The 20747-nt window shown below is 73.0% G+C and carries 15 protein-coding genes; 4 read left to right on the forward strand and 11 right to left on the reverse strand.

Annotated elements, in window-relative coordinates:
- Positions 1–141: 141 nt before the first annotated feature.
- Together ACF061_RS23325 and ACF061_RS23330 are read right to left on the reverse strand one after the other, a co-directional pair.
- A complete protein-coding gene (locus ACF061_RS23325; protein ID WP_392268871.1) occupies positions 142–1011 on the reverse strand; it encodes an Fpg/Nei family DNA glycosylase in 870 nt (289 codons plus the stop codon).
- Positions 1012–1085: 74 nt separating this feature from the next.
- Positions 1086–3173, reverse strand: coding sequence for a SpoIIE family protein phosphatase (locus ACF061_RS23330; RefSeq protein WP_392268872.1), 2088 nt, complete (start codon positions 3171–3173; stop codon positions 1086–1088).
- Between the two features lie 162 nt (positions 3174–3335).
- Here ACF061_RS23330 and ACF061_RS23335 point away from each other — a divergent pair, with 162 nt between their 5' ends.
- Positions 3336–4757: a lipase maturation factor family protein gene (locus ACF061_RS23335; RefSeq protein WP_392268873.1), complete on the forward strand. Its 1422-nt coding sequence runs from the start codon at positions 3336–3338 to the stop codon at positions 4755–4757.
- A 372-nt stretch (positions 4758–5129) separates the two neighbouring features.
- Here ACF061_RS23335 and ACF061_RS23340 read toward each other — a convergent pair whose 3' ends face one another.
- From ACF061_RS23340 to ACF061_RS23365, 6 genes are all read right to left on the reverse strand, one after another.
- On the reverse strand, positions 5130–8150 hold the full coding sequence (locus tag ACF061_RS23340; protein ID WP_392268874.1) for an alpha-mannosidase: 3021 nt from the start codon (positions 8148–8150) through the stop codon (positions 5130–5132).
- 47 nt (positions 8151–8197) lie between these two features.
- Entirely contained in the window at positions 8198–10225 is a 2028-nt protein-coding gene (locus ACF061_RS23345; RefSeq protein ID WP_392268875.1) for an endo-beta-N-acetylglucosaminidase, read from the reverse strand.
- Between the two features lie 14 nt (positions 10226–10239).
- Complete coding sequence (locus ACF061_RS23350) at positions 10240–11478, reverse strand: glycosyl hydrolase (protein ID WP_392268876.1); 1239 nt, start codon at positions 11476–11478, stop codon at positions 10240–10242.
- Positions 11479–11557: 79 nt separating this feature from the next.
- Positions 11558–12475, reverse strand: a complete 918-nt coding sequence (locus tag ACF061_RS23355; protein WP_392268877.1) for a carbohydrate ABC transporter permease — start codon at positions 12473–12475, stop codon at positions 11558–11560.
- Entirely contained in the window at positions 12472–13428 is a 957-nt protein-coding gene (locus ACF061_RS23360; protein WP_392268878.1) for a carbohydrate ABC transporter permease, read from the reverse strand. Before ACF061_RS23360 ends, ACF061_RS23355 begins: the two co-directional genes overlap by 4 nt.
- 6 nt (positions 13429–13434) lie before the next feature.
- Positions 13435–14727: an ABC transporter substrate-binding protein gene (locus ACF061_RS23365; protein ID WP_392268879.1), complete on the reverse strand. Its 1293-nt coding sequence runs from the start codon at positions 14725–14727 to the stop codon at positions 13435–13437.
- Positions 14728–14948: 221 nt separating this feature from the next.
- On the opposite strand from ACF061_RS23365, the gene ACF061_RS23370 reads away from it, so the two are divergent.
- On the forward strand, positions 14949–15995 hold the full coding sequence (locus ACF061_RS23370; protein ID WP_392268880.1) for a LacI family DNA-binding transcriptional regulator: 1047 nt from the start codon (positions 14949–14951) through the stop codon (positions 15993–15995).
- A gap of 121 nt (positions 15996–16116) precedes the next feature.
- Positions 16117–17472 (forward strand): amidase, encoded by a 1356-nt coding sequence (locus tag ACF061_RS23375; protein WP_392268881.1) that lies wholly within the window; start codon positions 16117–16119, stop codon positions 17470–17472.
- Between the two features lie 32 nt (positions 17473–17504).
- Here ACF061_RS23375 and ACF061_RS23380 read toward each other — a convergent pair whose 3' ends face one another.
- Both ACF061_RS23380 and ACF061_RS23385 read right to left on the reverse strand, forming a co-directional pair.
- Positions 17505–18005, reverse strand: a complete 501-nt coding sequence (locus ACF061_RS23380) for a GNAT family N-acetyltransferase (protein WP_392268882.1) — start codon at positions 18003–18005, stop codon at positions 17505–17507.
- A 60-nt stretch (positions 18006–18065) separates the two neighbouring features.
- Positions 18066–18239 (reverse strand): hypothetical protein, encoded by a 174-nt coding sequence (locus ACF061_RS23385; RefSeq protein WP_392268883.1) that lies wholly within the window; start codon positions 18237–18239, stop codon positions 18066–18068.
- 432 nt (positions 18240–18671) lie between these two features.
- On the opposite strand from ACF061_RS23385, the gene ACF061_RS23390 reads away from it, so the two are divergent.
- Positions 18672–19196, forward strand: coding sequence for a hypothetical protein (locus tag ACF061_RS23390; protein ID WP_392268884.1), 525 nt, complete (start codon positions 18672–18674; stop codon positions 19194–19196).
- A 21-nt stretch (positions 19197–19217) separates the two neighbouring features.
- Here ACF061_RS23390 and ACF061_RS23395 read toward each other — a convergent pair whose 3' ends face one another.
- Positions 19218–20717 (reverse strand): SDR family NAD(P)-dependent oxidoreductase, encoded by a 1500-nt coding sequence (locus tag ACF061_RS23395; protein ID WP_392268885.1) that lies wholly within the window; start codon positions 20715–20717, stop codon positions 19218–19220.
- Positions 20718–20747 lie beyond the last annotated feature (30 nt).

Below are 20747 nucleotides of genomic sequence, written 5' to 3' on the forward strand. Positions count from 1 at the left end.
GGCCCGCGGGTACGGCCGCCGCGAACCTCCCGACGCGGATCGGGTGCGTGGCGTGAGCGATCCGCCCGCGCCGTTCCCCGACCTCGAACCGCCGCTCCGTCCCCCTCCCACGGACCCCGAACCGCCGCACCGCCGCCGGAGCTACTTGAGCAGTCGGGACATCCGGCGGTCGGCCAGCGGTCTGCCACCGGTCTGGCAGGTCGGGCAGTACTGGAGCGAGGAGTCGCTGAAGGAGACCTCGCGGATCGTGTCGCCGCACACCGGACAGGGCTCGCCGGTGCGACCGTGCACCCGCAGGCCGCTCTTCTTCTCCGTCTTCAGCCGGCCGGCCGCGAGCCCCCTCGAACGCCCGACCGCCTCGGTCAGGGTGGTGCGCAGCGCCTCGTACAGCCTCCGGGTCTCCTCCGGCGTCAGGGAGGCGGTCGGCTTGAACGGGGACATCCTCGCGGCGTGCAGGATCTCGTCGCTGTAGGCGTTGCCCACGCCGGCGATCAGGCTCTGGTCGCGCAGTGCCCCCTTGACCTGCCGCCGCTCGCCCGCGAGCAACTGTGCGAACCGCTCCTGGTCGAAGTCGTCGGCGAGCGGGTCGGGGCCGAGCCGCGCCACCCCGGGCACCTCCTGGGGGTCCCGTACGACGTACACCGCGAGGCGCTTCTGCGTGCCCGCCTCGGTCAGGTCGAAGCCCGCGCCGGTCTCCAGGGCGACCCGCAGGGCGAGGGGGCCCTTGCCCGGCCGCGGGGCGGGGGATCCGTCGGGCAGGCGGTCCCGCCACTGGAGCCAGCCGCCGCGGGCCAGATGGGTGACGAGGTGCGGTCCGGCGCCGGTCTCCACGTCGAGGAACTTGCCGTGCCGGCGCACCGCGGTGACCTCGTGGCCCTCCAGGGCGGTGACGGGCGGGTCGTACGTCTTCAGGACGCTGATCGCGACGGGCAGCACCCGGACCATCTGGTGACCGACCAGGTTCTCGGTCAGGAAGTCCTTGAGCGCCTCGACCTCGGGCAGTTCCGGCATGGGTCCAGAGTGCCACCCGCTGCCGTGCCGTGCCGTGCCGTGCGCGCGGCCGTTCGGTCGCGCGGCGCCGCGCATCAGTCGCGCTGCGGCACCACGAACTCGCACCACATGCACTTGCCGCCGCCCCGCGCCTCCACTCCCCACACGTCGGTGAGCCGGTCGACGAGCAGCAGGCCGCGGCCGGAGACGCCCTGCTCGCCCGGCTCCCGGCGGCGGGGCAGCGCGCTGGAGGAGTCCTCGACCTCCACCCGCAGCCGCCGGTCGGTGCCGCTGAGCACCCGGAGGGTGACGATCGCGGCGCCCTCGGTGTGCATCAGGGCGTTGGTGATCAGTTCGTCGGCCACGAGTTCGATCTCGTCGGAGCGTTCCCGGGCGCCCCAGGAGCGCACCGCGGCGCCGATCATGTGCCGGGCGTGGATCAGCGCCTCGGGGTCGCCGGGGGCCACGTGCTGCTGGAACCGGCCGACGGGACGGCGTTCGGCCAGCGCCCGGCGGCGCAGCACCAGCAGGGCCACGTCGTCGTCGCCGCCGCGCGCCTCGGCCAGGTCGATGAGCCGGTCGGCGAGGTCCCGTACGTCGCCCGGACCCTGCGCGACGGACTCGGCCAGCGCCCGTATGCCGTCGTCCAGGTCGGCGCCGGGCTGTTCCACGAGGCCGTCCGTGCACAGCACCAGGGACTGCCCGGGGTCGAGTTCCATGGCGGCCACCGGGTACTCCAGGCTGCCGAACTCGGCGGACAGGCCGAGCGGCAGGCCGCCGTCGACGGTGACGCGGCGGCAGACGCCGTCGCCGAGGCGCACCAGCGGGTCGATGTGGCCGGCGCGGACGAGCTGGACCACGCCGGTGGACGGGTCGGCCTCCGCGTACAGGCAGGTCGCGAACCGGTCGGTGTCGAGTTCGTGCAGGAAGACGGAGGCGCGGGCCATCACGGTGGCCGGGGTGTGGCCCTCGGCGGCGTAGGCGCGCAGCACGATGCGCAGCTGGCCCATGACGGCGGCGGCGTGCGTGTCGTGGCCCTGGACGTCCCCGATGACGGCGCCGACCCGGCCGCCGGGCAGCGGTATCAGGTCGTACCAGTCGCCGCCGATGTCCCGGCCCAGGGAGCCGCCCGCGTAGCCGGAGCGGTAGCGGACGGCGACGTCGGCGCCGGGCACGCTCGGGATGGTGCGCGGCAGCATGGCCTGTTGCAGACCCTGGGCGAGGTCCTTCTCCTGCTCGTAGAGCATGGCCCGCTTCAGGCTCTGCGCGATGCTGCTGCCGAGGGCGACGAGGATGTTGCGCTCCTCCGGCGAGAATCCGTGCCGTCCGCTGTAGAGCAGGCCCATGCCGCCGATCGGCCGGCCCTGGGCGATCAGCGGCAGATAGGCGGCCGAGGTGATGTCCAGGCCGGTGATGTGCGGCCACAGGATCGGATAGAGGTCGGCGAAGTCCCGCGCGGACTCGATGAAGCGCGGACTGAGGGTGCGCACCGCCTCGCTCATCGGGTACGGCTCGTCGATCCGGGTGACGATGGTGCCGGGCACGGAGGTGCCCTCGGGGCCCTCCGCGACCAGCCGGATCCGCCCGGCCTCCACCAGCCCCAGGACCAGACTGGTGGAGCCGAGCAGGGGCACTCCGTGGGTGTCCTTGACGACGTCGATGACGTCCTGGACGGTGTGCGCGTGGGCGAGGGCGGCCGTGGTGGCCTGGACGACGTTGGTCTGCTCGCGCCGGGCGGCCTCCCGGGCGGCGCGCTCGTCCCGGCCCGCCGAGTCGTTGAGTTCGTCGGTGGCGTCCCGGATGATCCCGAAGACCCGGACCGGCCGGTCGGTCTCGTCGCGGCGGATGTAGCCCTGGGTGTAGACCCAGCGCAGGGAGCCGTCGCGGCGGCGCAGGCGGATGTAGGTGCCGTAGTTCTCGCGGCCCTCCTTGATGGCCTGGGCGACCAGGGCGTCCAGGCGGCGGCCCTCGCCGCCGGGGACCCGGGGCTCCAGGCTCTCGGCGTGGCCGTCGAACTCGTCGGGGGTGATGTCGAAGATCGCGTAGGCCTGGGCGTCCATGCTGAGCAGACCGGTGTCCAGGTCCCAGTCGAAGCTGCCCATGTGGTTGAGCGCGAGGATCGGGTCCCGGTGTGCGGGCCAGTCTGCCGGGAGTGACAGGGTCTGCGCTCCCCGTTCGGCCATGGGGCCACCTTGCCAGGGTTTGTCTGATTCTTCGAGCCGAGAGCGGGGTAGCCGGAGCCCGTCGTCCTCGTCCGCTCCGCTCACCGGCGCCACGCGGGCCGTCCAGCGCACCCGCCTCGTGGCGGCGGCCGGCGGCACCGTCGTCACCAGGGAGAACACACCGTGGGATGGTTCACCGCTCCCGAGTACTGGATGAGCCGGCTGGTCTTCCAGCGGGCGCTGGCCGCGGTCTACCTCGTGGCCTTCCTGACGGCGGCCCTCCAGTTCCGGGCGCTGCTGGGCGAGCGCGGCATGCTGCCCGTCCCCCGGTTCGTCGAACGGGTGCCGTTCAGGCGGGCGCCGAGCCTGTTCCACCTGCGCTACTCGGACGGGCTCTTCGCGGCGGTCGCCTGGACCGGGTGCGCGGTGTCGGCCGTGCTGCTGGCGGGGCTGGACTCGTGGCTGCCGCTGTGGGGCGGCATGCTGCTGTGGCTGGTGCCCTGGGCGCTGTACCTGTCCATCGTCAACGTGGGGCAGACCTGGTACGGCTTCGGCTGGGAGTCGCTGCTGCTGGAGACGGGCTTCCTCGCGGTGTTCCTGGGCAACGACGAGGTGGCCCCGCCGGTGGTGGTGCTGTTCCTGCTGCGCTGGATCCTCTTCCGCGTCGAGTTCGGCGCGGGTCTGATCAAGATGCGCGGGGACGAGTGCTGGCGGAAGCTGACCTGTCTGCACTACCACCACGAGACGCAGCCGATGCCGGGTCCGCTGAGCTGGTTCTTCCACCGTCTGCCCGGCCCGCTGCACAAGGCGGAGGTGGCCGCCAACCACGTCACGCAACTGGTGGTGCCGTTCCTGCTGTTCGCCCCGCAGCCCGTCGCCACGGCCGCCGCCTCGCTGATGGTCCTCACCCAGCTGTGGCTGGTGCTGTCGGGCAACTTCGCCTGGCTGAACTGGATCACGATCGTGCTGGCGCTGTCCGCGGTCCGCTTCCCGGCGCACCCGCCGTCCGTGCCGGCCGCCCCGCTGTGGTTCGAGGTCGTGGTCCTCGCCGTCGCCGCGCTCGTCGTGGCCCTCAGCTACCGGCCCGCGGTGAACCTGATCTCCCGCCGCCAGGTCATGAACCGCTCCTTCGACCCGCTGCACCTGGTCAACACCTACGGCGCCTTCGGCAGCATCAGCCGGATCCGGTACGAGGTGGTGGTGGAGGGCACGCTCGACGACACGCCGCGGGAGGACTCCGACTGGCGGGAGTACGAGTTCAAGGGCAAACCCGGGGACCCGGGGCACTGGCCGCGCCAGTTCGCCCCCTACCACCTGCGCCTGGACTGGATGATGTGGTTCGCCGCGCTCTCCCCCGCGTACGCCGGCCCCTGGTTCGGGGCCATGGTGGAACGGCTCCTGGAGAACGACCGCGACACGCTGCGGCTGCTGCGCCGCTCCCCCTTCCCCCGGGACCGGCCGCCGCGCTTCGTGCGCGCCCGCCTGTTCCGCTACCGCTACACCACCTGGCGCGAGCTGCGCGCGACCGGCGCCTGCTGGGAGCGCGTGTACGTCCGCGAGTTCCTGCCGCCGACCCGGCTGGCGGGCAGCGCCCGCAGACCCTGAGCGGCCCCGGGTCCCGTGCCGGGGGCACGCACCGGACGCGGCCCGGCCCGGGCCGGGCCGGCCGACGGACACGGGCTGCCGCCGGCACGAGGCGGCCGCTCGTGCGGGCGAGCTGTGTACCGGTGGGACGGGGACGGCAGGACGCGGTGAGCGGTGGCCGAGGCGCGCCGATGGAACGGGGACGGCGCAGCGCGGCGGGTGGTGGCCGCGCCGTGGGACAGGGACGGCAGGACGCGGCGGGTGGTGGCCACGGCGAGCGGTGGCCGTGCCGGAGGGACGGGGACGACAAAGCACGGCGAGCGGTGGCCGTGCTGGGGGGACGGGGACGGCACGGCGCGGCGGGTGGTGGCCGCGGCGCGCCGTCCCGCGCTGTCAGCCGCGCGCGAGCCGGAGCGTGACCAGCTCGAACGGCCGCAGCCGCAGCGCGATCCGGTCGCCGTCCCGTTCCGGCGCGTCCGCGTCGGACAGCGGCCGTTCCAGGAGGTCCGTCACCGTGGCCTGGGCGACCGGGAAACCGGCCGTCAGCGTGGCCCGGGCCCGTCCGCCGTGCGCCTCGTGGAAGCGGACCACCACGTCGCCGCTGCCGTCGTCGGCCAGCTTCACCGCCGTGACCACCACCGCGTCGTCGTCCACCGCCACCAGCGGGACGACCTCGCCGGCGCCGGTGAGCCGCCGCTCGGGCTGGTTGATCCGCCAGCCCTCGCGCACCGCGTCGGCGATCCCCGCGCCGGGCACCAGGGCGTGCCGGAACCGGTGGACGCCCTGGTCGGTCTCGGGGTCGGGGAAGCGCGGGGCGCGCAGCAGCGACACCCGGACCGTGGTGGTCGTCCCCCGGTCGCCGTCGGTGCGCACGGTACGGGTCACGTCGTGGCCGTACGTCGAGTCGTTGACGACGGCGACGCCCCAGCCGGGCTCCGCCACGTGCACGAACCGGTGGTTGCAGGCCTCGAACTTGGCCGCCTCCCAGGAGGTGTTGGTGTGCGTGGGCCGGTGGAAGTGCCCGAACTGGGTCTCCGACGCGTACCGTTCGGCGTGCACGTCCAGCGGGAAGGCGAGCTTGAGGAACTTCTCCGTCTCGTGCCAGTCGACCTCGGTGTCCAGCACCAGCCGCCGCTCGCCGGGGGCCAGCGACAGCACCTGGGTGACCCGGGAGTCGCCGAAGGACCGTACGACCCGCACCGAGGAGCCGTCCTCGCCGGGCGTGACCGACTCGGCGTCGGTGAGGTCGGTGACCGTGTTGCGGTAGAACTCGTCGACGTCCCAGGCGTCCCACATGTTCGGGAAGTCGGGGTGGAGCTGGAGGAGGTTCGCGGCGCGGCCCGGGGCGATCGTCTCGCGGTCCGCCTCGATGTCGTAGGCGGAGACGACCAGGCCGCGGGCGTCGATCCCGACGCGCAGCAGGCCGTTGTCCAGGACGTGTCCGCCGCCGGCGCGGGCCGACAGTTCCGTTCGCCCCTCGGCGGCCGGGACGGCGGCGCCGCCGGCCGGGATGCCCGCGCGCGCGTGCGGGGCGGCGTTGAAGACCAGCGCCGTCGTGCCCTCGCCGGCCAGCGCGCGCTGGGCGGAGCCGACGATCGCGTCCAGCTCGGCGGCGATCCGCTCGTAGGTGGCCCGCGCTTCGCGGTGCACCCAGGCGATGGACGAGCCGGGCAGGATGTCGTGGAACTGGTGGAGCAGGACCGTCTTCCAGATGCGGTCCAACTCCTCGTGAGGGTAGGGGAATCCGGTCCGTACGGCGGCCGTCGCCGCCCACAGTTCCGCCTCCCTCAGCAGGTGTTCGCTGCGCCGGTTGCCCTGCTTGGTCATGGCCTGGCTGGTCAGGGTGGCGCGGTGCAGTTCCAGGTACAGCTCGCCGACCCAGACGGGCGGCTCGGGGTACTCCGCCTCGGCCTTGTCGAAGAATGCCTCCGGGGTCTCCCACACCACCTGCGCCGACCCCTCGAGGTCGCGCAGCCGGGCGGCCTTCGCCACCATCTCACGGGTGGTGCCGCCGCCCCCGTCGCCCCAGCCGGTCGGCGCGAGGGAGTGCCGGGCGACGCCCTTGTCCTTGAAGTTGCGTGCCGCGTGGGCGATCTCGCTGCCCTTCATGGAGCAGTTGTAGGTGTCGACGGGCGGGAAGTGGGTGAAGATCCGGGTGCCGTCGATGCCCTCCCACTGGAAGGTGTGGTGCGGGAACCTGTTCGTCTGGGACCAGGAGATCTTCTGCGTCAGCAGACGCGTGGAGCCGGCGGCTTTGATGATCTGCGGCAGTCCGGCGGCGAAGCCGAACGTGTCGGGCAGCCAGGCCTCGTCGTTCTCGACGCCGAACTCCTCGAGGAAGAACCGCTTGCCGTGCACGAACTGCCGGGCCATCGCCTCCGAGCCGGGCATGTTGGTGTCCGACTCCACCCACATGCCGCCGGCCGGCACGAACCGCCCGTCCGCGACGGCCTTCTTCACCCGTGCCCACACCTCGGGCCGGTGCTCCTTGACCCACGCCCACTGCTGCGCCTGGGACATGGCGAAGACGAAATCGGGCTCGTCCTCCAGCAGCGCGGTCATGTTGGAGGTGGTGCGGGCCACCTTGCGCACGGTCTCGCGCAGCGGCCACAGCCACGCCGAGTCAATGTGCGCGTGGCCGACCGCGCTGATGCGGTGCGCGGAGGGCACGGCGGGCGCGGCCAGCACGCCGGCGAGCTGGGCGCGGGCCCGCTCGGCGGTGCCGTTCACGTCCTGTAGGTCGACCATGTCGAGCGCCCGGTCCACCGCGCGCAGGATCTCGTAGCGGCGCTGCGAGTCCACCGGCAGCTCGGCCATCAGCTCGCCGAGCACCTCCAGGTCGATGACCAGCTGCCACACGGTCTCGTCGAACACGGCGAGGTCCATGCGGGCGAGCGTGTACTGCGGCTCGCTGCCCGCGGTCTCCTTGTCGCCGAGCTTCGTGGGCAGGAAGGGGTGGTAGTCGAGGATGACCGGGTTGGAGGCGGCCTCGACGTGCAGCCGCACCTGCTCGCCGCCCGCGGCGGGAGCGCCGACGCGGACCCACTGGTTGCGCGGGTTGAGACCCTTCACGGGGGTCCCGTCGGGCCGGTAGACCAGGCCCTCGCACTGGAAGCCGGGCATGTTCTCGTCGAAGCCGAGGTCGAGGAGGGCCTCGACGGTCCTCCCGGCCCACGCCTCGGGAACCGTCCCGGTCACCCGGAACCAGCTGGTGCCCCACGGAGCGCCCCAGCGGGCGCCCACCTCGATCGGCTCGGGCTCGGCGGCCAGTCCCTCGGCCACCGGCACGGGCTCGCCGGGCGCGTGCCACACGGCCACGTCCAGGGGGACGGACTCGGGGTACACGGCGGGGCGGATGCGCTCGTCGAGGACGCGCTTGAGGCGGGCTTCGACCAGGCTGCGGTCGTCATGCATGCGGGGTGCTCCGTAGGTCGTACGTCAGCGGGTGGATCGGCGGATGGTTACCAGGGGTGGGTGACGGTCGCGGGCGCCGAAGAGGTGTACAGCTCCCCCACCGCCCGTACTTCGAACCGTACGGCGCGCTCGCCCGGCGCGGGAGTCAGGCCGGCGACGAAGTACGCCCGCTGGCCGGTGCCGCCGAGGAAGCGGCGGGTGCCGTCGGGCAGCACTCGGTGCAGGGTGTAGTGGCGTACCGTGCCGGGCGCCGGGTGGTTCCAGGCGAGGCGCAGGTCGCCGCCGGAGGCGGCGGTGATCCGCGGCCCGGTCGGGGTGGCCGGGGTCGTGGTCCGGTTCCGGACGGCGAGGCCGCCCAGCCGCCAGCGGACCGGGCCGCCGCCGGTGGCGGTGAGCCGGACGCCGATCGCGTGTGCGGTCCCGTGCAGGCCGGTGAGTCGTACGGTCGAGGTTCGCCAGCCCCGCCCCGTACCGCCCGGCACGGGCAGATACGTGTACGGCGGCGCCGCTCCGGCCGTGTCCGGCTCGGCGGTCGCCACGGCCAGCTCGACCCGGACGGGTCCCGTGTCCGTGCGGTGGGTCAGCTCGACGAGCGTGTCCGGACCGACGGGCAGCCGGGTGGCGTACAGGTCCAGCACGGCGGGCCGGTCGAGGGCGCCGTCCACGAGCACGCTGCTGCCGCCGCGCCAGGCGTCGGCGAAGTCGAAGGAGACGGCGGGCCGTTGCCCGTCGGTGCGCACCACCCAGCGCCGGGACGGCAGCCGGTCCTGGAGGCCGAGGTGGTTCCAGGGGGTGTCGGAGGTGACCTGGCCGTCCTCGTGCCAGCGCAGTCCGTGCCCGGTGTTGAAGACGGTGGCGAACGGCAGCGAGGTGACGGTCGACCGGTCGGCGACGGACACGGCGGGGGCCCGCCAGTCGTCGGTGGCGTCGGGACGGGACGGGTCGAGGGAGCGGCCGGTCCAGAACCGGTCGTCGGCGGCGTGGAAGTCCTCCGGCGTGTGGCCCGCGGGCAGGTGGTTGCGGGTCCACTCGGGCCGGTAGAGGCCGATCGAGGTGACGTGCGCGCGATCGGGGGGCACGATCGCGTCCCAGTCCACGGCGGTGTTCGAGCCGGCCGACTCCACGTCGACGCCCGCCCACAACTCGTAGGGGCTGCGCCCCAGTCGGACCGCCCGCTGCCCGGAGGAGGCGAGCGAGCCGGCGCTCCAGCGGAAGTCGACGAACATGTCGTCGGCGGACTGGAAGAGGGCCTGGTTCCGCTCGTCGAGCGCTCCCTGCCAGCTCACCGTGCCGTCGACGGTCATCGCGTCGTACCAGGTGACCCGCTGCCCCCTGGCCTCGGCGAGTTGCTTCAGCTCCCTGACGAACCCGAGCATGTCGGCGCCGAGCGCGCTGTCGCCGCCGCCCGTCTCGGCGTTGACGAACCAGCCGTCGAAGCCGTACGCCGCCGCGACCGCGACCAGCTGGGCGGCGAGCGGGTGGTGTCCGGCGGCGTCCTTCTGCACCAGGTCACGGGTCCACCGGAGCTGTCCGCCATAGGCGGCGGGCGGCAGGAAGACGTTGCCGAGGACGGGCACGCCGTGCCGGTGGGCGGCGTCCACGATCGGGGCGTTCGGGGCGAGGATCAGGCCCTCGCCCGACGAGCCGCCCCAGAAGACCAACTCGTCGACGTACGCCCAGTGGGTGAGCGCGTAGTAGTCGGCGGTGGCCGCGCCCTGGGAAGGGTTGCTCGCGGTGGGCCCGAAGGACACCAGGGACTGGACACGGGCCTGCCCGGCGCGGGCGGTGGTGTTCGCCGGGGTCGGGGTGAAGCGGGGTGCGAGCGGGACGGCGGCGGCGTTGAAGGCGAGGTCGGTGTCGGTGGCGGCGCGCCAGGTCTTCAGGCTGCGCCAGGTGATGCCAGCGCCCGGGCTGCCGGCGGGCAGGGTGTCGGGGTACCAGTAGGAGGCGTACGGCTGGAGGGCCGCTTCGGCCCGGGGTGCCGCCGCGGCGGCTCCGGCGGGCAGCACGGGCCAGAACGCGGCCGTGGCGCCGGCGAGCAGGACGGTGCGCCTGGTGGGGTTGTCGGGACTCACGAGCGGGTGCCTCCTCAGGGGTGGTGGAGTACCTGGTCGGACGTGACGGCTTCCGTGATGCCGCGGGCGGCGAGGTGGTCCCGGTCGGTGGCCCGGGTGTCGAGGACGGTGGTGGGGCGGGCGCCGTCGGCGGTCAGCCGGAAGAACGCCTCGAAGACGTCGCCGCCGGGGGCGCAGCGGGAGCGTGCGGCCGGGTCCGCCGGGACGACGAGGGCGGTGGTGCGCGGGGCCGGGGCGTAGGTGTGGTCGCGGGCCGCGCGGGCCAGGGAGCGGGCGATGTCCTTGGGCCGGCGGTCGTTGGTGAGCAGGCCGAGGGTGTATTCGAGTTCGGGGAAGTCGGCGAGGTCGCGGGAGACGTCGTGGGAGCACCACCAGGTCACGCCCCACAGGTCGGGGCAGTCCAGGGCGTTGGTGACGGTGGCCTCGGCGAAGGCGGCCGCGTGCTCGGCGGGGACGAGGGGGGCGGGGGCGCCGACCTCCTGGAGCCAGACCGGGCGGTGCGGGTCCTCGGCCCAGGCCTTGCTCAGCTCGATCAGGTACGCGGCGTGGTGCTCGGTGGGCACCGAGGTGCGGCCGTGGCGCTGGGCGGTGCCGTTGAAGACCCAGGAGTGGACGGCGGTGAGGGCGCCGTGCCGGGCGGCCTGGGCGGGGGTGAACGGCATGTCGTCCTGGTACCAGGTGGCGTCGTACTCGGCGTGCAGGTGCAGCCTGCCGGGGGCGCCCTTCTCGCAGGCGGCGAGCATGCGCTCCAGCCAGGCGTCGATCTGGTCGGCGGTGGCCCGGTCGGGATCGGGGTGGGGCCCGGCGGAGAACTGGTTGACCTCGTTGCCCAGCGTCATGCCGAGGAAGTTGGGGCGGTCGGCGAGGGCCGCGGCGAGGGTGCGCAGGTAGGCGGCCTGGCCGTCGAGCACCTCCGGGTCGGTGAACAGGTTGCGCCGGTGCCAGGTGCGGGTCCAGGCGGGCAGGAAGTCGAAGCTGGACAGGTGCCCTTGCAGGCCGTCCACGTTGACGTCGAGCCCGCGTTCGCCGGCCGCGTCGACGAGCCGCACGAGCTGCTCCACGGCACGGGGCCGGATGAGGGCGCGGTCGGGCTGGAAGTACGGCCACAGCGGGAAGACGCGGACGTGGTCCAGGCCGAGCGCGGCGATGGAGTCCAGGTCGGCGCGTACGGCGTCGAGGTCGAAGTCGAGCCAGTGGTGGAACCATCCCCGGCTCGGGGTGTAGTTGACGCCGAAGCGCACGGCAGAAGGCATGGGGGTCCTTGCGGGGTGGGGTACGGGGATCGGCCCTGGTGACGGCCGCGACGACCGGCCGCGGGAACGGCCCGGGCGGTCAGCCCTTGACGGCGCCCTCGCCGACCCCGCGGAAGAAGTAGCGCTGGAGGCAGGCGAAGAGGGCGATCAGCGGGGCCACGGCGATGACGGTGCCGGCGGCGACGAGCCGCTCGTCGTTGGCGAAGGTGCCGTGCAGGTAGTTCAGGCCGATGGTCAGGGTGAACTTGGACGGGTCGCTCAGCACGATGAGCGGCCACAGGAAGTCGTCCCAGGCTCCCATGAAGGCGAAGATCGCCACGACGGCGAGGGTGCCCTTGACCGACGGAAGCGCGATCCGCCAGAACCGCTGCCAGACGTTGGCGCCGTCGACGTAGGCGGCCTCCTCGATCTCGTGCGGCAGACCGAGGAAGGCGTTGCGCATCAGCAGCACGTTCAGGGACGCGATGGCGCCGGGCAGCAGGACGCCGACGAGCGTGTTGTTCAGGCCCAGTTCCCGCATGGTCGTGAACTGGGCGATGATGATGCCCTCGGCGGGCACGAGCATGGCCAGCACGAAGACGAGGGTGGCCGCCCCGCGGCCGCGGTAGCGCAGCCGGGCCAGGGCGTACCCGGCCAGGGCGGAGCCGACGCAGTTGGTGACGACGTTGGCGGCGGCGACCTTGAGGGAGTTGAAGGCGTAGTCCCAGACCGGGATGGTGTCGGCGACCCGCTCGTAGTTGTGCAGGGTGGGGTGGCCGGGCAGGAACTTCGGCGGGGAGCTGAAGATGTCCTCGGTGGGGCCCTTGAGCGAGGTGGACAGCTGCCACACGAACGGGCCGACGGTCAGGGCGAGGACGGCGAGCAGGAGCAGGTAGCGCAGGACCAGTTCCCACACCCGGTAGCGGCGGCCGTTCTCGTCGGTGAAGCGGGGCTTGCGGGAGGGCGCCGGTGCCTTGGCGGACCGTGCCTCGGCGGTCGGGGCGTCGACGGTGCTCACGACTCCTCCTTCCGGTCGGCGCGCAGGACGAGGAGCATGAGGATCACGGTGATGACGAAGACGACCAGGGAGATGGCGGAGGCGTAGCCGACGCGACCGGTCAGGCCGGTGCCGGTGCGCTGGATGAGCATCACCAGGGTGGTGTCCTCGCCGGCCGGGCCGCCGCTGGGACCGGCCATCAGGTACACCTCGGAGAACACCTTGAAGGCGGCGACCGAGGAGAGCGCCGCGACCAGGACCATGGTGGAGCGGACGGCCGGCACGGTGACGGTGAGGAAGCGGCGCACCGGCCCCGCGCCGTCCACGGCGGCGGCCTCGTGCAGTTCGCGGGGCACGTTGGCGAGCGCCGCGAGGTAGACGATCATGTAGTACCCGAGGCCTTTCCAGACCGTGACGGCCATGGCGCTGATCAGCAGCAGCCACTGGTCGCTGAGGAAGCCGACCCTGCCCAGCCCGACCGTCTCCAGAAGCGAGTTCACCAGGCCGCGCTCGTCCAGCATCCACACCCAGATCAGGCCGACCACGACGATCGAGGCCACGACCGGGGTGTAGAAGGCGGACCGGAAGAAGGTGATGCCGGGGATGTTCTTCTGCACCAGCATGGCGAGCAGCAGCGGCAGGATCACCAGCGCCGGGACGACGCCGGCCATGTACAGCGTGCTGTTGCGCAAGCCGATCCAGAAGGCGTCGTCGTGCAGCAGCTCGCGGAAGTTGGCGAGGCCGACGAAGTGGCCCGGGAGCAGGGTGCGGCGGTCGGTGAAGGCGTTGATCACCGTGGAGACGAACGGGTACAGGATGAAGGCGCCGGTGACCAGCAGTCCGGGGGCCGCGAAGAGCCATGGGCTGGTGGGCAGTTGGCGTCGTACCCGGATCGCCGGGCGGCCTCCGGCGCGACGGCCGGGCTGCCGGTCCGGGCGCGCGGCGGGCGCCCGGGAGACGGTCGAGGTGGACATGGTGCGTCATCCCTGCTGCTGGAGAAGCCGGTCACACGCCTTGACAGCGTTGTCAAGCGCGTCCTTGGGGCTCTGCTTGCCCTGGAGCGCCTTGGCGACCTCGTTGCGCAGCGCGGTCTTCATCTGGTCGCTGAACTGCACGGGCGTGTAGTTGACCGCGGTCTTCAGGGACTTGGCGGCGGCGATGCGGACCCGGGTCTCGTCGGTGCCGTCCTGCTTGGTGAAGTACGGGTCGTTCAGCGAGCCCGCGGTGCTCGGGAAGATGGCGACCTTCTTGGCGAACGACATCTGGTGCTCGGCGTCCGTGACGAAGTGCGCGAAGGCGACCGCGGCGGGCGTGTTCTTGGTCTTCGCGTTCACCATCAGGCCCTGCACGTACATGTTGACGTGGCCGGTGCTGGTGATCTGGTCGGTGATGCCGATGTTCTTGTACAGGTTCGGCGCCTGCTTCTTGAAGTTGTCCAGGTCCAGCGCGCTGCCCGGGTTCATGGCGACGGCGCCGGTGAGGAACTTCTTGCCGGTCGACTCCGGGGTGGCGGTCAGCGCCTGCGGGTCGAGGGCCTTGGCGTCGTACAACTGCTTGTACTTGGTGAGAAGTTCGACACCCTTGGCGTCGTTGAAGGCGAACCCGGTGCCTTCCTTGTTCGTCAGGGTCGAGCCGTAGCGGCCGAAGTCCTCGATGGTGGGCACGTTGGCGAGGGTGGCGACCTTGCCGTCGGTCTTCCGGGCCAGCTGGAGGGCGTCCGTGAAGAGTTCGTCGTACGTCTTCGGCGGCTTCTCGGCGTCCAGACCGGCCTGCTTGAAAAGCGTCTTGTTGTAGAACAGCGGGCCGGTGTTCAGGTACCAGGGGAAGGCGTACGTTCCGGGCAGGCCGGGGACCTGGTGGCCGGCCCAGGCGCCGGGCAGGTACTCGCCCTTGTACTTGGCGGCGGCCTTGTCGAGGTCCATCGCGAGGCCCGCCTTGGCGAGCGGCGCGACCAGGTCCGGGGCGACGTTGACGACGTCGGGCAGAGTGCCGCCGGCCGCGTCCGCGCTGATCTTGTCGGGGTAGCCCTCGGCGGGCTGGTCGACCCACTTGACGTGCGTGCCCGGGTACTTCTTCTCGAAGTCGCCGATCACGCCCTCGAAGTAGTCCTTGAAGTTGGCGCGCAGGTTCCAGGTCTGGAAGGTGATGTCGCCCTCGACCTTGCCGGAGGCGTCCGTCGATCCGGCGTCGTCGCCGCCGGAGCCGCAGGCGCTCAGCGGCAGGACGAGGGCGGTGACGGCGGCTGCGGCAAGTGCTCTGCGGGATATGGGCACGGTGACACGGCTCCCTTGCGGCGTCGACGGCTGGTGTCGGCAGTGACGATGCACGCCGAGTTCATGAAAAGTCAATGCATTCGGCCCCGCTAAAGCAACATCCATCACATTAGTGCAGGTCAGCGCGGTTCGAGAGGGGACTTGCCAGCTTGGACTAATGCGCTTTAGGCTACTTGCACTCAAGCGCTTTAGTGATCACCGCTGCTGAAATGAGGGGGAACATGCCGGCCAAGCGGTCCCCGGCACGCCGGCCGACGATGAAGGACATCGCGCGCCGCGCCGGCGTCTCCGAGAGCGCCGTCTCCTTCGCGCTCAACGACCGGCCCGGCGTCTCCGAGGTCACCCGCGACCGGGTCCGCCGGGTCGCCGAGCAGTTGGGCTGGCGGCCCAGCACGGCCGCCCGCGCCCTGTCCGGGGAGGGCGCGGCCACGGTCGGCCTCGTGCTGGCCCGGCCCGCGGACACGCTCGGCGTGGACTCCTTCTTCCTGCAACTGGTCTCCGGCATCCAGGAGGTGCTGGCGGAGCGTCATCTCGGGCTGCTGTTCCAGGTGGTGGAGGAGGTGGCCGACGAGTGCGCCGTGTACCGCAGGTGGTGGGCCGAGCACCGGGTGGACGGTGTGCTGGTGGTGGACCCGCGCACCGAGGACCCGCGCCCCGCCCTGCTCGACGAACTCGGCCTGCGGGCCGTGGTGATCGGCGGCGCCCCCGACGAGCGGCACCCCGGTCTGTCCACGGTGTGGGCGGACGACGCGGGCGCGATGGCGTCGGTGGTGGACGGGCTCTACGCGCTCGGGCACCGGCGGATCGTGCACATCGCCGGGCTGTCCGGCCTCGCCCACACCGAGCGGCGGATCCGGACGCTGCGCGCCGAGGCCGAGCGGCGCGGGCTGACCGGGGTGGAGTCGGTGACCACCGACTACTCGGACGCCGCGGGCGCGGCCGTCACCCGCCGGGTCCTCGGTTCGGCCGGGCGCCCGACGGCACTGATCTACGACAACGACGTGATGGCCCTCGCTGGAGTGGCCGCCGCCACCGAACTCGGCTTCTCCGTACCGGCCGACGTGTCGGTGGTGGCCTGGGAGGACTCGGCCCTGTGCCGCATGGTCAAGCCGTGGCTGTCCGCCCTGTCCCGGGACAGCGTGGAGTTCGGCCGCACGGCGGCGCGGGAGCTGACCGCCCTGCTGGACGGCGGTCCGGCGCGCACGGTGCGGGTACCGGTGCCGCGGCTGATCGAACGCGAGAGCACCGGACCGGCACGCGGCGCGTGACGGCGGGAAAGCGGCTCGGGCCCTCGACGCGGCGAGCCTCTGTCGGGCACAGTTCTCCCCTGCCTACTCGCCGGTACGCCCCTTCCCGGGGCCCCGTCCCGTCGCCTTCCGAGGAGCGCCCGTGACAAGCTGGGCCGGCCGCAGTGCCGCCGAGATCGCCGCCGCCGTACGCGAGAAGCGGACCACGCCCCGCGAGGTGGTCGCCGCCCACCTCGCCCGTATCGAGCGGCTGGACGGTCGTATCGGCGCCTTCCGCACGGTCCGCGCCGAGGCCGCGCTCGCCGATGCCGACGAGGTGGCGGCCCGGTCCGATCTGGGCCGACTGCCCCTGGCGGGCGTGCCGGTGGCGGTCAAGGACAACCTCGCCGTGCGGGGCGAGTCCAACCGCGTCGGCTCGGCCGCGACCCCGGACACGCCCGCCGCGGCGGACCACGTCACCGTCGCCCGGCTGCGGGCGGCGGGCGCGGTGGTCGTAGGGCTGACCCAGGTTCCCGAGCTGTGCGTGTTCGGCACCACGGAGGGTGTGCACGGCACCGCCCGCAACCCGTGGGACCTCACCCGCACCGCGGGCGGCTCGTCGGGCGGCAGCGCGGCCGCGGTCGCCGCCGGCATGGTGCCGATCGCCCTCGGCAACGACGGCATGGGCTCGTTGCGCATCCCGGCCGCCAACTGCGGTCTGGTCACCATCAAGCCGGGCCACGGTCTGGTGCCCGCCGGCATCGGCGACGGCGACTGGTTCGGCATGTCGGAGAACGGGCCGCTGGCCACCACGGTCGAGGACGCCCGCCTGACGCTCTCGGTCCTGGCGGGCGCCGAGGTGCCCGCGACGGCGGCCGACGCCCCGCGCTCCATCGCCGTGTCGGTGCGCAGCCCGCTCGCCGGCGCCACGGTGAGCGGGCCGTACGTCACCGCGGCACGGGAGGCGGCACGGCTGCTGGCCGGGGCCGGTCACCGGGTACGGCGCGCCGATCCGCCGTACCCGGCCTCCCTCGGCGTCACCGCCCTGCGGCACTGGACCGCCGGCACGGCCGTGGACGCGGCCGGCCTGGACCGGCGGCTGCTGGCCCGGCGCACCCGCGTGCACGCGGCCCTGGGGCGGCGGTTCGTGGCGGGGGTGCGCACCGGCTCCGGGCGGGAGGAACTGCGCAGGCGGCTCGAACCGTTCTTCGCCGAGCACGACGTGCTGATCACCCCCGCGCTGGCCCGCCGCTCCCCGCAGGCAGGGCCGTGGCACGAGCGCGGCTGGCTGCGCAACGTACTGGCCAACAGCGCCTACTCGCCGATGACTCCGCCGTGGAACCTGACCGGCTGGCCCGCGATGTCGGTCCCGTTCGGCGCCCTGCCCTCGGGCGCGCCCTGCGCGGTGCAACTGGTGGGCCGCCCCGGCTCGGAGGCCCTGCTGCTGGATCTGGCGGGGCAGATCGAACGGCTGCGTCCGTGGACCCGGACGGCCGGCCCGGCGCGGACGGCGCCCTGACAGGTCGCGCCCCGCAGGGGCCGCCGGGCCGGTCAGGCCGGCGGGTCCTCCTGGAGGGCCCTGTACATGATGTGGAGTCCGACCAGCCCGTGCTCGGGGTGCTCGTACGCCCGTGGCACGGTGCCGAGGACGGTGAAACCGAGCGAAGTCCACAGCGCCACGGCCGGGTTGGTCTCGACGACGGCGTTGAAGACCATGCCGCGGTAGCCGTCGGCCCTGGCGGCGGCCAGTACGTGTTCGGCCAGGGCGCGGCCGGCGCCCAGGCCCGTGCGGTCGGGGTCGACCATGAACCCGGCGTTGGCCACGCGGGCCGCGGGGCCGCCGTAGTTGGGGGTGAGGTAGGCGGAGCCGACGACCGTCCCGGTGTCGTCCTCGGCGACGAACACCCGCTTGGCGGGGCCCATCCACAGGGTCCTGGCGTCGTCCTCGGAGGTGTCGGGATCCCAGGCGTAGGTCTCGGCGGCGGCGACGATGCGGTGCCAGAAGGGCCAGATCCGCGGCCAGTCGTCGGGCACGGCTTCTCTGATCAGCATGGGCGCGAGTCTCGCACGTACGCACACCCGCGCCGCCGGCGATCGCGGGCCCCCGCCGGATCAGTCCACGCTGGGCAGGATGTGCGGCTCGGCGAGGTCGTCCTCGTAGCCCGCCAGACGGATGGGCGCGGACCTGGCCCACACGTCGAGGCTGCCGAGGTCCCCGGGCCGTCGTCCCGGGCGCTCCGCGCCGTCCTTGACGCCCTGTTCGCGATTGGTCTTCTCCGGTGTCACCGCGCACTCCTTATGTGTCGGTCACCCTCGGGGCGCCCCGGCCGCCGTGCGCTCCGGCGCCTGGGCCCCGCTCGGGTCGGGTCAAAGCAGGTCGGACGCGGTGGCGTCGGCTACCGGGCTCCGAGCGGATCGTTGTGAACCCGGCTCGCCCCGGGACGGACCGTGGGTGTGGTGGGAACCCGTCGGTGCTGTCCGTCTACTCCAGATTAACCAAATGAGCGGCCCCCCGCTCGATGGGGCCACAAAGAGCAGGTAACTATCTGGAGTCAGGCGTGTTAAATGAGGTAATTCAAGACGATTCGTCACACGAAGCAGAAACCAGAATTCACCCGTTCGGCCTACGTCTCGTAGTTCAGATCCCGTTGGTCGCTGCGAAAGCTCGCCATGATCTGCTGACGTACCGCAACGGCTGTCCCGCGGGAGGACTGACGCATGGAGCTGCGCAGCGTCGAGGAGCTGATGGACCTGCTGTACGCCGGCCGGGGCGCCGTCGCGCCGGACGACCCGGGCCCCCGCACCGGCCCGGAACACGGCCCCCGGCCCGGCCCGGCGGGCAACGGCAGCGGCAGCGGCAGCGGCAGCGACGACCTGTACGGGCACGCGCTGCGCACCGCCGCGCTGCTGCGCCGGCGCCACCCGGCCGACAAGGAACTCCAGGTGGCGGGCCTGGTCCACGGCATCGGCCGGCTGCTCGGACCGGGCGCCGGGTCCGGCCCCGCGGGCCGTGCGGCCCAGGCGGCCGCCGCGGTCCGCGGCCTTCTCGGCGAGCGCGTCGGCCGGCTGGTGCGCGAGCGGGCGGCCGACGGCGACCGCCCGCCCGGCGAGGACGTGCTGGCCCTGCGCCTGGCCGCCGAGGAGGCCCGCGCCGTCGGCTCCGCCGCGGGCGTGCTGGAGGACTGGCGGACCCTCCTGGAACTGGTCGCCGCGCGCAGCGCCCGCCTGGGCGCCGTGGACTGACGCGCGGTCAGCCCGCGCCGCTCACCACTTGCCCGGCGCGTAGTCCTTCATGAAGACGCCGTACAGGTCCTCGCCCGCCTCGCCGCGCACGATCGGGTCGTAGACGCGGGCGGCGCCGTCGACCAGGTCGAGCGGAGCGTGGAAACCGGCCTCGGCGAGGCGGACCTTGTCGGGGTGCGGGCGCTCGTCGGTGATCCAGCCGGTGTCGACGGCCGTCATCAGGATGCCGTCCTTCTCGAACATCTCCTGGGCGCTGGTGCGGGTCAGCATGTTCAGCGCGGCCTTGGCCATGTTGGTGTGCGGGTGACCCGCGCCCTTGTAGCCGCGGTCGAAGACGCCCTCCATGGCGGAGACGTTCACGATGTAGGTCCGGCGGGCCGCCGCGGCCGCCATCGCCGAACGCAGCCGGCTGATCAGGATGAACGGCGCCGTCGAGTTGCACAGCTGGACCTCCAGCAGCTCGACCGGGGTGACCTCGTCCACCGACTGGATCCAGCTGTTGGTGTCGTGCAGGTCCGGGACCAGCCCGCCCGCGTCGATCGCGGTGCCGGCCGCGATCCGCTCCAGGGACGCCGAGCCCGACACCAGGGCCAGGTCGGTGACGTCCTGGGCGTTGAGCGCGCCGCCGCCGGCCACCGGCAGCGCGGCCACGGCGCCCGAGCCGAAGGTGCCGATCACCTCGGCCGCGGGCAGCTCGCCGGCGGGCAGCGGGGCCGACTCGGCGGCGACCAGTTCGCTGTACGCCTGCGGGGAGCGCCGTACGGTCTGGGCGGCGTTGTTGATCAGGATGTCCAGCGGGCCCTCGGCGGCCACCGAGTCGGCGAGGGCGACCACCTGGGCGGGGTCGCGCAGGTCGATGCCGACGATCTTCAGCCGGTGGATCCACTCGGCGCTGTCGGGCTGCGCCTTGAAGCGGCGGACGGCGTCGTTGGGGAACCGGGTGGTGATCGTGGTGTGCGCGCCGTCGCGCAGCAGCCTGAGCGCGATGTACATGCCGATCTTGGCCCGGCCGCCGGTGAGCAGCGCGCGCTTGCCGGTCAGATCGGTGCGGGCGTCGCGGCGGGCGCGGTTCTCCGCCGCGCAGTCCTGGCAGAGCTGGTGGTAGAAGTAGTCGACCTCGACGTAGCGCTGCTTGCAGACGTAGCAGGAGCGCGGGCGCCGGAGCACGCCCGCGATCTGCCCCTGCTCGGTCCGGGAGGACGGCAGGATGCCCTCGGTCTCGTCGTCGATGCGCTGCGCCGAGCCGGTCGCCGTCGCCTCGGTGACCGCCCGGTCGTGCGCGGTCTTGGCGGCCCGGCGCTCCTGGCGGCGGCGCTGCTTGACCATGCGGTAGATGTGCGAGGTGGCCCGGCGCACCGCGATCGCGTCCGGGTGGTCGACCTCTATCCGGTCGAGCTCCTGGAGCACGTCGAGGCAGACGGCGAGGCGCTCGGGGTCGATGCCGGGCCCGTACGCCGGCTCGGCGCCGGGCGCGTACACCACCTCGTCCGTGGCCGTGGGGCCGTCGTCTGTCACCGTCATCGCGCTGCCGCTTCCCTGGTCGTCCGTGCG

The organism is Streptomyces sp. NPDC015220, assembly GCF_043079345.1.
Taxonomy (GTDB): Bacteria; Actinomycetota; Actinomycetes; order Streptomycetales; family Streptomycetaceae; genus Streptomyces.

What these genes read in the sequence shown, in the direction of transcription:
- ACF061_RS23325 (WP_392268871.1), bottom strand. Translation starts at nt 1,011, where the DNA reads ATGCCGGAACTGCCCGAGGTCGAGGCGCTCAAGGACTTCCTGACCGAG.
- ACF061_RS23330 (WP_392268872.1), bottom strand. Translation starts at nt 3,173, where the DNA reads ATGGCCGAACGGGGAGCGCAGACCCTGTCACTCCCGGCAGACTGGCCC.
- ACF061_RS23340 (WP_392268874.1), bottom strand. Translation starts at nt 8,150, where the DNA reads ATGCATGACGACCGCAGCCTGGTCGAAGCCCGCCTCAAGCGCGTCCTC.
- ACF061_RS23350 (WP_392268876.1), bottom strand. Translation starts at nt 11,478, where the DNA reads ATGCCTTCTGCCGTGCGCTTCGGCGTCAACTACACCCCGAGCCGGGGA.
- ACF061_RS23360 (WP_392268878.1), bottom strand. Translation starts at nt 13,428, where the DNA reads ATGTCCACCTCGACCGTCTCCCGGGCGCCCGCCGCGCGCCCGGACCGG.
- ACF061_RS23370 (WP_392268880.1), top strand. Translation starts at nt 14,949, where the DNA reads ATGCCGGCCAAGCGGTCCCCGGCACGCCGGCCGACGATGAAGGACATC.
- ACF061_RS23380 (WP_392268882.1), bottom strand. Translation starts at nt 18,005, where the DNA reads ATGCTGATCAGAGAAGCCGTGCCCGACGACTGGCCGCGGATCTGGCCC.
- ACF061_RS23390 (WP_392268884.1), top strand. Translation starts at nt 18,672, where the DNA reads ATGGAGCTGCGCAGCGTCGAGGAGCTGATGGACCTGCTGTACGCCGGC.
- ACF061_RS23395 (WP_392268885.1), bottom strand. Translation starts at nt 20,717, where the DNA reads ATGACGGTGACAGACGACGGCCCCACGGCCACGGACGAGGTGGTGTAC.